Here is a 12,346-nt window from a genome sequence, read left to right as displayed (position 1 = left end):
GACACTCAGCCCACCCCTCGCTCCGACGAACAGAACGATCATGCCGACCCCAGCAAGCCGACGCCGCCCGTTTGCTCATTTTCCAACGGAGTCCTTCAGGGAGGGGAGCCTTCAAAGCGGTAAAGGGGCACGCAAGGCGCGCAACACCGGCCTCGTACCCTCGGACAAGGCAGTGCTCTCATCCCGGAATTCCAGTTCGGCGGCGCCACCGACCTGAGCCAACCGCATCTGGGCCATTCCCTCAGGCGAGTCCGCCGGCTACGCCCGCCCGCGACGCGCACACGGGCATGCGCACGTCGCGGGCCACTGGACGGGACGCGCGAGTGGATAGCGCGAGTGCCGGTGAAGCGGTTAGATCGCGGGACTCATCGACTCAGCCGCCACTCTTGCGCCTGAACGACCGCTGGCTCGCAGCCGGGCCGTGCGCCGAACGCACCTTCGACGCATCGGACTTGGCGGCAATATCAGCGGCGTCCGCCTGCGCACCGCGCTTGCGCGCCAGGGCTTCGCGGAACTTGCGCTTGAGGTCATAGTTGCCGTCGCTGTCCGGCTCCAGAGGGGACGTCTCGGGGGCAGCCGGCTCCGAACCTTCCGTAGATACGGGCTCTGCGGTCATGGTGATCTCCTGGGTTCGGGGGTGGGCAAGCACAGCTTGTCATGCTGGGCGCAGTGCGAGGCGCCGGCAACATCATTCTGCTCCGTTTCGGCGGGTATCCCTCTCGCGGCCAAAGGCGTTGACTTCGTAGCAAATTGCCCATTCCTGATGAAATCATCAGACGTAAGGGCTTGGACGTCAAGACCTTCACAGGTGATCGAAAAATCAGCCGCGTGGGCTCCAGCTCACGGATCTCCAGGTGAACGGACGAGCAGCGGGTTCCGCGGAGCATGCACGGCGGGTGAGCGCGGCTCCCTGAGGCTCAGACCACCCGCCGGATGGTGGCCCACCCTGGCGGTCGCCCGGCGGACTGGGCGCCGGGACGATGCCGGGGAACCCATACCCGCAGGGCCCTAGGACTGATGCGGCACCGCACGGGGGTCGGCAGGCTGACGGCTTCGCCGTCCAGCCCGGCGGGGAGGGCCGGGACGTCGGCGTAGACGACGACGTCGTCAGGCGTGGCGAGACGGGTGAGGCCGTGCGGTTGTCCGCTGCGCAGCCTCGTGGCCGTTTCGGCGGGCGTCTCCGCCCTGACGGCCAGTACTCCCAGGAGACCGGAGTCGAGGTGTGCCCGCCTGCCCGGCCCGGCCGGGTCATCCACTTGGTATGGGTTGTTGCTCACCAGTACGGCATCCGGCCCGTCCACGGTAAGCAGCCCGGTACGGACCACCAGCTCCGGGCCCTCGTGGCGGGCCAGGAATTCGTCCCGATAAGCCGGGTCCTGCACCAGGGCGGCATAAGCACCGAACGAGACGTTGTTGACGAAGACCCGCTCGCCTGCGTACCCCAGATCCACGCGCAGCTCGACGCCGTCCGTGAGGGCCTCCAGCGCGGCCGAAGGATCCTCACGGTCCAGGCCGAGATCCATGGCGAAGTGGTTGCGGGTACCCGCCGGAATGACCACGAAGGGCAGGCCGCTCTCCGCGGCCACATCGGCGACAAGCGCCTGGGTACCGTCTCCGCCTGCCACACCCAGCAGATCCGCGCCGTCGTCCACCGCACGTCGGACGACACTCGCCAGATCCTGGGGCAGGGAATGATCGATCAGGAACACCTGGGCTCCGAGCGTGCGGGCGTTCCGCGATCCGGAACCGGCTCGCCTTCCCTCCACCCGAACGCGGATTCACGATCAGACAGGGCCGCCGCGCGCCGGTCGTCGGCCGCGCCGCGTTCTCGCTCACGGCGCGTACCCGAAAGTCGCATGCATCAGCCGGGCGCAGCTCACTGGCGACAACAGGACTGCCACGATCACGCCCGCAGCTGACGGCTCCGTCCCCCACCGGGCCGACGGTCCGGCGATCGCGCCTGCGGCCACCGCCACCATGACACTTCCTTCGACAGATACGGCTTACGGCATCAGCTTGCAGCTCGGCCTGGGGATCCGCACCCGGGATCCAGCGGTGTCTGCTCACTACGGTGCGCTTGTCGTCCACACTGCGGTGCGCGTCAGGTGCGACAGGGCAGGGAAGTACACCGGTCGAGGAGGTCTCCTCGTTTTCCCGTGACCGGGGCTGGGCACCCGACGCCCATGGCGCCGCGTCCGGTTCCGGTGCGAACCATCCTCGCCACCATCGGTCTGGTGCTCGCCACCTACGTCGCACTCGAGTTGGTGGTCCAGGCTCGCCAGGTCCTGATCTGGGCGGTCATCGCGTTGTTCCTGGCCGTCTCCCTTCATCCAGCGGTCGAAGCGCTACAGCGACGGGTGCCACGGTGCCGACGGTCGGTGGCCACCTTGCTGGTCTTCCTGGCCGCGGCCGCGGCCGTCGTCGCGGTGGTCGCCCTGTTCGTCATCCCCCTGGCCCAGGAGGGCAGCCGGTTCGCCGGTCGCCTGCCCGCGTTGATCAAGGACGCCCAGGTCGGCCGTGGGCCAGTCGGCAACCTGCTGGAGCGGACGCACGCTCTGCAGTATGCCCAGCACCATCAGGCGCAGATCCGCGCGTTCGCCACCGGTCTGAGCACGCCCGTCGCGAAGTTCCTCCGTGGTGCCGCGAGCACCGCGGCAGGCGCTCTCACCATCTTCGTGCTGGCCTATCTGATGGTGTTGGAGGGCCCCAGGGCCATAGACCGGTCCCTGGCCTTCGTGGACGAGGCGCCCGCGGCCCGCATACGCCGCGTCGGAGCCGCGTGCGCCCGTACCGTGAACGGCTATCTGACGGGGAACTTGCTGATCAGCGTCATCTGCGGGCTTCTGACCTACGTCGTGCTGCTGGTTTCCGGAGTGCCGTTCGCCGGCCTGCTGGCCGTCTTCGTCGCCGTGACCGACCTCATTCCCCTGGTGGGGGCCACCATAGGAGCTGTCGTCGCCTCCGCGGTGGCGTTCGTCCACTCCCTGCCGGCCGGCATCGGAGCCATCGTCTTCTTCATCGTCTATCAGCAGGCCGAGAATCACCTCCTGCAACCGGTCATCCTGTCCCGGACCGTGAAACTCAACCCCCTCACCGTGCTGCTGGCCACCCTGATCGCCGCCGAAGTCGCCGGGATCCTAGGTGCCCTGCTGGCGATTCCCGTCACCGGCATCATCCAGGTCGTCCTCGGTGACCTCTGGGCTCATCGCGGCGGTCGGTCACTGGGACTGCCGATACGGGCAGACGACAGCCCCGAGAACTCCGAACGGTCCGACGCCCCCGGATGACGGCCCCTGGAATCCGGCCGCCACACGCGCGCAGCGAGGTGTTCGCCCAGGTCGACGCCTGCGCCTTTCCTCGTCAGGCGAAAGATCGTCGACGGGCCGGTCGGGCTTGCAGGGCACAGCTTGAACGGACAGACCTGGCAGACAGCGAAGACCCGGTGTGAGAGCGGCCTGCTGATCGCCCTCACCTGGTCAGTGTTCGAGCGGGACCCGGACGTCGGACTGACCGAGTACCTCGGCTGCCGCCTGCCGCCCTGATGAATGAGCCGACGTCCGAGATCGCCCCGCCCAGTTGAGCACGCAGCACGACGCCAGCGTCGCCATCACAGCCGCGCCGCACGATGCGCGCGAAGGACCGTTCGCCGGCCGACGACCCGCGGAGGTGGCGCGATGTCGCCGCTCGCCGCGTCGGGCCGATCCGGCTCCGCCGATCAGTGCTGGGGGTGCGCTCGTGCGTGGAACAGGGGGCGCCGCTGAGGAGCGGTGCCAGCGGCCAGATGGCCGATCTCGACGCGTGTCCTGATGGCACGGACCACCTCGGTCAGGCCGACGACGATGGCCATCACACCCACCACCAGCGTGAGGGTCGCGATGGAGGCGAACGGCATGACGATCATCACGATGCCGGCCATGGTGCCGATGATGCCGAAGGCCACGTGCCAGCCACGGGCCGGCATGGTCTCATCGGAGGCCGCCGCGACCGTCTCCAAGGTGCCCCGAAGCAGCCAGCTGAAGCCGATCCACAGGGCCAGCAGAAAAAGTGACTCCAGGGGTCCCCGGAAGCAGATCAGTCCCAGCAGAATGGAGGCCGCGCCGGTGACGAAGTGCAGTACCCGAAGATGCCGGGGGACGTGGGTGCCGAAGGCGGCGGCGAGCTGGAAGACACCAGTGGCCAGCAGGTAGACGCCGAAGAGCACGCCGACGACGCGGAGCGTCTCGCCCGGCCATACCAGGGCGATGACGCCCAGGGCGATGGTGGCGAGGCCCATGGTGAGCAGGAACTGCCAGCCCATGTTCGCCAGGGCGGCCATACCTTCGGCCGCAGGGCCCTCTCGTGGTTCGGTGCCACGTGGCGGAACGGAACCGGGGGAATCGGAAGGAGATGTCATGGCACCTACCTCCTTCTGTGAGCAGCGTGGTCACGTCACTACATGTCCATCGTCACCCGATCAGCCTCATGCCGCTCGGTGGGAAGGGCGAGGGTCCGTGGCGCATGAGGTAGTCCGAGCAAGCTCCTCCGTCCTGCGGGAGCCGGGGGCGTTTTCGCCGGACCTCCCGGATGCCGGCGGCCAGACACAGTCGCGGTGTCCGTTCGCGTTGACGACCGCATTCACGCGTGGGGACTGATGACGGCGCGTCCTTGGATCCTGCCGTCGTGCAGGAGCTGGTAAGCCTCGTCGGCGCGTTGCAGGGGGAAGTGCTCGACCAGCACATTGATCCTCTCCTGCTGGGCGAGCGTGATCACATCCATCAGTTCGGTGAGGGAGCCCCAGTAGGGGGAGGCGACCGAGCACTCGTGCGGCGGGCTGGAGAAGTTGACGGGCAGGGCTCCGCCGCCGAGTCCGACGATGGTCAGGTGGCCGAGGATCCTGGCCACCTGAGCGGCCATCCGCAGCGTCGGGTCGATGCCGACCATGTCCAGCACGAGCTGGGCGCCCTGTTTCCCCGTCATGTCCATGATGCAGGTCACCGCCTCGTCACCCGAGAGCAGAGCCTCGTCGGCACCCATGCGCTTGGCGGTCTCCAGCTTGCCGGCGTCGGTGTCCACGGCGACGACGGTGGTCGCAGCGCTGAGCGCGCGCAGAATCTGGATGGTCATCTGGCCCAGACCGCCGGCCCCGATCACGACCGCGGTCGAGCCCGGTCCCAGCAGGTGCAGCGACCGCTTCACGGCGTGATAGCTGGTCAGCCCGGCATCACTGAGGGGGGCGGCCTGGCGCGGGTCGAGGGCGCCGAGCGGAATCAGGTAGCGCGCCGCCGGGACCAGCAGGTACTCGGCCATGCCGCCGTCGTGACCACCGCCGAGGCCCGGGCCCTGACCACCGAGGTTCTGGCAGTAGTTCTCCTGGCCCTGGCGGCAGTTGGTGCAGATGCCGCAGCCCCAGGAGCCGTAGACGATTACAGCGTCTCCCGGCTCGAAACCGGTGACGCCCGGTCCCAGCCGTTCCACCCATCCCGCGTTCTCATGGCCGAGCGTGAAGGGCGGGGCCGTAAAGCCGTGGAGCGGTTCGGGTGCCTGCATGATGTGCAGATCGGAGTGACAGGCACCGGCACCGGCGACCTTCACCAGGACCTGCCCCGGGCCGGGCTCGGGTACTGGCACCTCGCGCAGCTCGGGCGGTTGCCGCCAACCGACGAGTTGAAAGGCCCGCATGGCGATCCTTTACGCAAACGCTGGTCAGTCGCGGATGCCGTCGATGTCGACGAGGACGTGTCGCGGGCCGCGGAAGATCTGGTTGTGCCGATACGACGGCGGGTCCTTGACCAGCCGGGGATTCTGCACCCGGCGGACGAACTCGCCGACCGCAATCTGGACCTCGAGCCGCGCGAGCGGGGCGCCGAAGCAGAAGTGGACGCCCTGGCTGAATCCGAGGTGCTGGTTGTCGCGGCGTTCGAGGTCGAGTTCGTCGGGGTCGGTGAACCGTTCCGGGTCGCGGTTCGCCGAGCCGTACGCCAGGAAGATGGGCGCCCCCATCGGGATGGTGGTGTCCGCGATGTCGATGTCCTCCACGGCCGAGCGGGTGTGCCAGAACTGGACCGACGACTCGAAGCGCAACAGCTCCTCCACCGCGGGCACGATCAACTCTGGTCGGCGGCGCAGCTTTTCCAGCGCCTCGGGATGGCGCAGCAGGGTGAGCACGCTGTGGGCGATGAGGTTGACCGTGGTTTCGTGCCCCGCGAAGATCAGGAGCAGGGCGTTGCTCGCGAGCACACCCTTGGACATCCGCCCCTCCGAGCCGTCCTCGTTCACCAGCGCGGAGAGCATGCCCGGGCCGGGCTGCCGGGCGTACCGGTGGAGCAGCTCGGCTGCGAACTGCCCGAACTCCTGCACGGCCTGGCGGCCCCCGGCCAGTCGGCTCTGCATCTCTTCGGAGGCGGCCTCGGGGCCGAAGTCCAAAGCGTCCAGGGCCGTTTCGATCCACTGGTGGAAGCGTGGCTCGTCCTCCAGCGGCACGCCCAGGACCTTGCAGATCACGGTCACCGGCAGTGGGTAGGCGAAGTCGTCGACGGCGTCGATCCGGGTCTTGCCCCGCATGTCGTCCAGGAGCCTGGTCACGATGCGGCGGATGTCGGGTTCAAGGTCGGAGATCAGGTGAGGGGAATGGGGAGGGCCGACGAAATGCGGCATCATCATCCGGCGGTCTCGATCGTGCTCGGGTGGATCCTGGGTGATGATGTTCGGCTCCAAAGAGATGACCGCCTCCGTGATCGGCTCGGCCTCCGCCTCCGCCGATCGATCGGACGGGGCCGCGACCGGGCCGGGGCACTTGCGTGGGTCCGAGCTGACCCGGGGGTCGTGCAGCAGCGCGACGATCTCCCGGTAGGTACTGACGACATAGGTACCGTCCGGCTGCCGCGCCACCGGTGTCTTGCGCAGTTCCTCGTAGAACGGGTACGGGTTGGCGCGGTTGGCGTAGCGGAGGGCCTGCTGCCAGGGGGTTTCCTCGACCACGAGGCTCCACTCCCTCTTCTCTAGTCGATGCTGTCCGCCTTGCCCCGACGAGCGCGTCAGTGGCGGCGCGGCCGGAACTCGGCCGTCCGCTCGCTCGGGGCGTGTCCGGTCAGGACGACGTCGGGGATCGCCGTCGGGACCCTTGGGTCCGGGAACTCGGCCGGCACCGGCTTCATGTCGTCCGGCTGGTCCCAGCCCGGTGGCGGAGGCGGGAACGGACCGGATCGCTCGATCAGCTTCCCGTAGTACTCCAGCCACTTGCCGTGATCGAAGGTGACGGCCGCGACGATGCGGCCCCGGCGGCCGTAGGCGGCGGCGAAATGCCGGTCCGACACGGACCCTTGAGTGAAGACGATCTCCTCGCCGAAGGGCGGCACACCGACGGACTTGATGTTCACACCGAACTGACCGGACCAGAAGCCGGGCAGCAGCAGATGCGGACGATAGTGGGGCTCGAGGTTCACCATGTTGTGCGCCGCGACCTCGGCGCCGAGAACGGCGTTGTCCCAGTGCTCCATCGCCAGGAACTGGTACTCGTACAGCACATGCGGCGCACGCGCCACGTCACCTGCCACGTAGACGCTGTCGGTGACCACGCCGTTGATGTCGAAGGCACGACCACCGGCATCGCACCCGACGCCCCAGAAGCCGGCCGCCAGCCCCGAGCCGTCCAGCCACTCCACGTTGCGGATCGACCCGAGCGAGGCCACCACCACGTCGGCGTCGACGGTGGATCCGTCGGACAGATGCGCACGCCGCACGTGACCGCCGGAGTCGCCCTCCAGCGACGACACGCCCAGCCCGCAGCGCAGGTCCACGCCGTGCTCGCGCTGCATCTGCGCGGCGATCTCGCCGATCACCCCGCCGAGCGCGCCGACCAGCGGCGCCGAACCCCGCTCGACGACGGTCACCGGGATGTCGAGCTCCCGGCAGACGGAGGCCACTTCCGAGCCGATGAACCCGGCGCCGATGACCAGGACCCGCGACGGCGGCTCGGCCAGCGCCTTTTGCAATTGCTCCGCATCGTCACGCGAACGAATCGTGTGGACACCGTGCAGGGCGGCCTCGGCCGGGTTCGGCCACTGCCGCGCGCGGGTGCCCGTGGCGATCAGCAACCGGTCGTACGGAACCTGCTCCCCGTCGGCCAGGGACACCTGCTTGGTCACGCGGTCCAGTCCGACGGCGGCCACCCCGAGCCGCCAGTCCGCATCCACTTCTCGCATGCGGGGCAGCTTCGTGTGGTCGGCCGGCACCCAGCCCTTGAGCACCTGCTTGGACAGCGGCGGACGGTCGTAGGGCTCGTACGGCTCGTCCCCGATGATGGTCAGAGAACCGGTGAAGCCCTCCTCACGCAGGGTCTCCGCGGCCCGCAGCCCGGCCAGGGAGGCACCCACGATGACGATCCGGCCGCTCGCCCGGAACTCGCGCACCAGCTCCGCGACCGTTGCCCTCAAGGTCATGACGTCTCGCCCCGCTCCGCGCCGTCCACGCGGTCGATGACGATCGCCTGCACCGGACACGCCGCAGCGGCTCGCTCGACCTGCAGGCGCCGCTCGTCATCGGGGTTCGGCTCATAGGTGAGCGCCTCCTGACCGTTCAACCTGAAGACCTCATGCGCCAGGTACACGCATTGCGCGTATCCCTGGCAGCGATTCAGGTCCACGACGATCCGCATGGGCAGGCTCCTTCCGTTCTGCCTACCGCCCCACGGCGACCATCGACCCGGGTCACGAAGCTGGGGGTGCTTCTCAAGCCCCCCGTCTGGCGGCGGGGCTGGATGTCCCACCCGTCGCCGCCGACAGGCCGTTCGGTCCTGTTCGCTGCGCCGCAGCCTTTGCGGTGGCGCTCGCTCGGCTGTGAGCGGCACAGCCGGCAGAGGGCGATACATCCTCGACGTCGGCATCAGGGTGCGCCCTGGTCGGTACGGCCCTAATAGAAATGGTCGTCCCGCCTTCCGGCGATCGCAAACCCGCCACTGCGGCGAACTGGATGCATCCGTGACTTCGAGCCCTCACTCCCCGGGCTGAGGCGATCTCCGGGCCGGTCACCACCGATCGCCAGGTCCCGCTCCAGCCGCCGTCCCGCCGTCCGGCCAGCCCGACTCCTGGACGAGACCCTGCGCCTGTGGGCTCCCATCCCGGCGTTCGGCAAGGCCCCGCTGGAGGACACCGTCATCGGTGGCCGCCACCTTCTCAAGAAGGGCACGCGGGTCAACATCCTCGAGGGTCCCCTGCACACCCACCCCAAGGCGTGGGAGCGTCCCGACGAGTTCGACATCGACCGGTGGCTGCCGGAGAACCGGGCCCAGCAGCACCCGCACGCCTACAAGCCGTTCGGCAACGGTGTGCGTGCCTGCATCGGCCGGCAGTTCGCGCTCACCGAGGCCCGGCTGGCCCTGGCGCTGGTGCTGCAGAAGTTCAAGCTCTCGGACACCAGCGACTACAAGATGGACGTGCGGGAGGCGTTGACGCGCAAGCCCGGCAACTTCGAGCTGATCGTCCGTCGCCGTCAGGAGCACGAGCGGACCGTCTTTGGCGCCGCGGACCTGCAGACCGGCGACACGCAGGCGCAGGCAGCGGTCAGCGGTGTCGGTGTGAACCTGACCGTCGCCTACGGCTCCAGCCTCGGCTCGTGCGAGGACCTGGCCCGCACCATCGCCGACCGCGGCGAGCGCTCCGGCTTCGGCACCACCCTCGTCAGCCTGGACGAGCTGGGCGACAACCTGCCCACCGAGGGCCTGCTCACCGTCGTCGCCGCCAGCTACAACGGCAAGGCGCCCGACAACGCCCAGCGCTTCGACGACCTACTCGCCGCCGGGCTGCCCGAGGGCTCGCTGGCGGACGTGCGGCTCGCGCTGCTGGGCGCCGGCAACACCCAGTGGGTGGCCACCTACCAGGCATTCCCCAAGCGGATCGAGGAAGGTCTGCTGGCCGCCGGCGCCACCCCGGTAGTCGAGCGCGGTATCGCGGACGCCGCCGGCGACTTCGACGGCATGGCCTCCCGCTGGATGGACAACCTGTGGGCCACCCTGGCACCCGCTCGCGAAGAGGCCGTGGCGGCCATACGACGTGGCCAGAACGAAGGCGTGTTCGCGCACCACGTCCCCGCGCCCATCCTCGCCCAGGCGCTGGAAGCCCTGATGCTGGCCCTCGCTGAGGAGAACGCCGCCTCTGCCTGGGCGGACCCTGCGGGTGAGGCTGCGGCGACCGCGTTCCTCGTCGCCGCCGGAGTGGCACCACACATCGCATCGCGCCGGGTTCGAGCCGTGTTGCGCGAGTAAGGGCGACTCCCGGAACGCTGCCTGGCCACTGGGGCCCCCTCGGGCAGGCGTAGAGGCGGCGCGTCCAAGCGTCCACTCTCATGCCCCGGACTCATACGCTGCGGCCAGTTCACCATCCACCTGCGCGGTCAGCCGGTCCCGAGGGGGCGGTGCCTGGCCCAGGCCCATGCTCCTTGAGCGTTACGCCTCGGTGACCCGACGCCGCCCTCTGCGTCCCCATTCCCCCTCCTCCCTGAGTCGTCGCTCCACTTCTGTCCGGAGATCCACCCCCTGTAGGAGTTCATTCATGCCTGCCATTCTGATCCACGGCGTACCCGACACCCACCATGTGTGGGACGGCGTGCGCCAGCACCTGACCCGCAGCGACGTTGAGGCTTGGGACCTGCCCGGTTTCGGTTCGCCGCGACCCGAGGGCTTCCACTGCACCAAGGAGGAATACGTCTCCTGGCTCATCGAGCGGTTGGAGGCACTCGGCGAGCCCGTCGACCTGGTCGGCCACGACTGGGGCTGCCTCCTCACCGCGCGCGTGGCTTCCGTACGGCCGGACCTGATCCGCACGTGGGCCGGCAGCAACGGTCCGGTCAGCGCCGAGTACGACTGGCATCCGCTGGCCAAGCTGTGGCAGGACCCCGTCGCGGGCGACCGCTGGGCCAAGGAGTACGACGCCGGCGCGTTCGCCAGGGACCTGACCGACAATCTCCAGATCCCGGCTGAGCTGGCCGAACAGACAGCCGGCCGCGTGGACGAGACCATGCGCAACAGCATTCTCAAGCTATACCGTTCCGCCTTGACGGTCGGTGCGGAGTGGGAACCGGATCTGGCGAACCTGGCCGGACCGTCCCTGGTGTTCTGGGGGGCGCTCGACCCGGTCTGCCCCGTCGAGTTCGGCGAGAAGATGGCCGCTTCCGTGCGCGCCACCCGTTTCCTGAGGCTCGACAGCAGCCACTGGACGCCGATCCAGAAGCCGGCCGAGGTCGCCGCGGCCCTCGAGGAGCAGTGGAGCAGCTCACGGGGGTGACTGGCACGCCCCGACAAGCACGCCCCTGGGCAATGCCTCTGGCGGCACTGGCGCCAGGCCGCCAGAGTCACACGGGAGGGCCACCGCACCGCCGTGCATACCGCCGAGCGGGGCGGGCGCTCCGACTGAGAGGTCGATGATCATGGCCACCGCCGCGGGCCCTTGACCGATATCGCGACGGATCCGACTGGCGACAGCACCGTGGATCCGGGCGGATGCCACCGGAGGCGATCGGGTCCGCAGGCAGGGGCCGCCCCGTGCAACCGGTGTCCACCGCATCGTGTCTCGCTGTGGCCCGGCTTGCAGGGCGACGGTGCCGCCGTACGAGGCCCACCGCGCCTTGGCCCGCGGCGCAGGTCCCACCGGCTCTTCAGCCGAGGCCCGGCAGCGGGCGCCGGGTGACCTCGTGCGCGTCCTCCGGACGAAGGCCCAGCATGCGCAGGACCATCGCCGCGAGGTCGGAGGCGGCCTCGTCGCCGTCGAGGTCGGGGCGGGCCAGCCTCAGCGCCACCAGGGACAGCAGGGTCCCGCCCAGAGCGGACAGGGCCGTGGTCGGATCGGTGCCGGTGAAGCGTCCCGAGGCGATGCCGCGTTCCAGGTCACGAAGCGCTCGTGGCGACAGGCCGCGGTCGGAGTGGATGTGGGCCAGGCCGCGGTCGCGCAGGATCCGCATGAGTTCGGGGTGTGAGTCCGCCATCCGTGCGGTGAGGCGGAAACCCGCAGCGACGAGCTCGGCGGGGTCGTCGATGCCTTCCACATGCTCGTCGATGACCTGACCGAACTCCTCCAGGGCGTCCGTCACGGCGGCGTCGAACAGTTCCGTCTTGGACTCGAAGTGGTTGTAGAAGGAGCCGAAACCGACGTCGGCGCGCTCGGCGATGGCCTGGATGCTGGCGCTGGTGTCCCCGGTCTCCGCGAGGATCTGCCGCGCCGCACGGATGAGTGCCTGACGGGTCTCGGCGCGGCGCCGTTCGAAGCGGTTGCGGGGCGGGGCTGACGTCGGCATACGACCGAGTGTAACAACCGTGCCGATGACACCCCCATGACTGATGATTCTCTCAATTCTTTGGGTCTGCTCTATTGACGATGAG

Annotated in this window: 12 protein-coding genes; 4 read left to right on the top strand and 8 right to left on the bottom strand. The window is 69.1% G+C overall.

Translation table 11 applies throughout. The features are described 5' to 3' along the window. Positions 1 to 373: 373 nt before the first annotated feature. Both ACWD5D_RS17445 and ACWD5D_RS17440 read right to left on the bottom strand, forming a co-directional pair. On the bottom strand, positions 374 to 616 hold the full coding sequence (locus tag ACWD5D_RS17445; protein WP_134028265.1) for a DUF5302 domain-containing protein: 243 nt from the start codon (positions 614 to 616) through the stop codon (positions 374 to 376). A 301-nt stretch (positions 617 to 917) separates the two neighbouring features. Then, the gene (locus tag ACWD5D_RS17440) at positions 918 to 1,709 is read right to left on the bottom strand and encodes a diacylglycerol/lipid kinase family protein (RefSeq protein WP_451373554.1); all 792 of its coding nucleotides are present in this window, start codon (positions 1,707 to 1,709) and stop codon (positions 918 to 920) included. Between the two features lie 474 nt (positions 1,710 to 2,183). Between ACWD5D_RS17440 and ACWD5D_RS17435 the strand changes: the two genes are divergently transcribed. Together ACWD5D_RS17435 and ACWD5D_RS17430 are read left to right on the top strand one after the other, a co-directional pair. Next, the gene (locus tag ACWD5D_RS17435) at positions 2,184 to 3,287 is read left to right on the top strand and encodes an AI-2E family transporter (protein WP_451373553.1); all 1,104 of its coding nucleotides are present in this window, start codon (positions 2,184 to 2,186) and stop codon (positions 3,285 to 3,287) included. Between the two features lie 120 nt (positions 3,288 to 3,407). Then, positions 3,408 to 3,542, top strand: a complete 135-nt coding sequence (locus ACWD5D_RS17430; protein ID WP_345047813.1) for a hypothetical protein — start codon at positions 3,408 to 3,410, stop codon at positions 3,540 to 3,542. A 173-nt stretch (positions 3,543 to 3,715) separates the two neighbouring features. On the opposite strand, the gene ACWD5D_RS17425 is transcribed toward ACWD5D_RS17430, so the two are convergent. The 5 genes from ACWD5D_RS17425 to ACWD5D_RS17405 form a co-directional block, all read right to left on the bottom strand. Then, entirely contained in the window at positions 3,716 to 4,393 is a 678-nt protein-coding gene (locus tag ACWD5D_RS17425; protein WP_451373552.1) for an HdeD family acid-resistance protein, read from the bottom strand. Between the two features lie 221 nt (positions 4,394 to 4,614). Next, positions 4,615 to 5,658 (bottom strand): NAD(P)-dependent alcohol dehydrogenase, encoded by a 1,044-nt coding sequence (locus ACWD5D_RS17420; RefSeq protein WP_451373551.1) that lies wholly within the window; start codon positions 5,656 to 5,658, stop codon positions 4,615 to 4,617. Positions 5,659 to 5,682: 24 nt separating this feature from the next. Then, on the bottom strand, positions 5,683 to 6,957 hold the full coding sequence (locus ACWD5D_RS17415) for a cytochrome P450 (RefSeq protein WP_451373550.1): 1,275 nt from the start codon (positions 6,955 to 6,957) through the stop codon (positions 5,683 to 5,685). Positions 6,958 to 7,013: 56 nt separating this feature from the next. Continuing rightward, entirely contained in the window at positions 7,014 to 8,417 is a 1,404-nt protein-coding gene (locus ACWD5D_RS17410) for an NAD(P)/FAD-dependent oxidoreductase (RefSeq protein ID WP_451373549.1), read from the bottom strand. Continuing rightward, complete coding sequence (locus ACWD5D_RS17405) at positions 8,414 to 8,632, bottom strand: ferredoxin (RefSeq protein ID WP_345047821.1); 219 nt, start codon at positions 8,630 to 8,632, stop codon at positions 8,414 to 8,416. The genes ACWD5D_RS17410 and ACWD5D_RS17405 overlap by 4 nt, the downstream gene beginning before the upstream one ends. Positions 8,633 to 8,917: 285 nt before the next feature. On the opposite strand from ACWD5D_RS17405, the gene ACWD5D_RS17400 reads away from it, so the two are divergent. Beyond that, a complete protein-coding gene (locus tag ACWD5D_RS17400) occupies positions 8,918 to 10,237 on the top strand; it encodes a cytochrome P450 (protein WP_451373565.1) in 1,320 nt (439 codons plus the stop codon). 286 nt (positions 10,238 to 10,523) lie between these two features. Then, the gene (locus ACWD5D_RS17395; RefSeq protein ID WP_451373548.1) at positions 10,524 to 11,255 is read left to right on the top strand and encodes an alpha/beta fold hydrolase; all 732 of its coding nucleotides are present in this window, start codon (positions 10,524 to 10,526) and stop codon (positions 11,253 to 11,255) included. Between the two features lie 370 nt (positions 11,256 to 11,625). Here ACWD5D_RS17395 and ACWD5D_RS17390 read toward each other — a convergent pair whose 3' ends face one another. Further along, on the bottom strand, positions 11,626 to 12,261 hold the full coding sequence (locus tag ACWD5D_RS17390; RefSeq protein WP_451373547.1) for a TetR/AcrR family transcriptional regulator: 636 nt from the start codon (positions 12,259 to 12,261) through the stop codon (positions 11,626 to 11,628). Positions 12,262 to 12,346 lie beyond the last annotated feature (85 nt).

It is taken from the genome of Streptomyces sp. NPDC002520 (assembly GCF_053595235.1).
The sequence above is the reverse complement of the archived record's forward strand: the minus strand, read 5'-3'. Positions and strand labels throughout refer to the sequence as shown.

Bases quoted from the DNA above. Each gene is read 5' to 3' on its own strand.
- ACWD5D_RS17445 (WP_134028265.1), bottom strand. From the start codon at position 616: ATGACCGCAGAGCCCGTATCTACGGAAGGTTCGGAGCCGGCTGCCCCC.
- ACWD5D_RS17435 (WP_451373553.1), top strand. From the start codon at position 2,184: ATGGCGCCGCGTCCGGTTCCGGTGCGAACCATCCTCGCCACCATCGGT.
- ACWD5D_RS17425 (WP_451373552.1), bottom strand. From the start codon at position 4,393: ATGACATCTCCTTCCGATTCCCCCGGTTCCGTTCCGCCACGTGGCACC.
- ACWD5D_RS17420 (WP_451373551.1), bottom strand. From the start codon at position 5,658: ATGCGGGCCTTTCAACTCGTCGGTTGGCGGCAACCGCCCGAGCTGCGC.
- ACWD5D_RS17410 (WP_451373549.1), bottom strand. From the start codon at position 8,417: ATGACCTTGAGGGCAACGGTCGCGGAGCTGGTGCGCGAGTTCCGGGCG.
- ACWD5D_RS17405 (WP_345047821.1), bottom strand. From the start codon at position 8,632: ATGCGGATCGTCGTGGACCTGAATCGCTGCCAGGGATACGCGCAATGC.
- ACWD5D_RS17395 (WP_451373548.1), top strand. From the start codon at position 10,524: ATGCCTGCCATTCTGATCCACGGCGTACCCGACACCCACCATGTGTGG.
- ACWD5D_RS17390 (WP_451373547.1), bottom strand. From the start codon at position 12,261: ATGCCGACGTCAGCCCCGCCCCGCAACCGCTTCGAACGGCGCCGCGCC.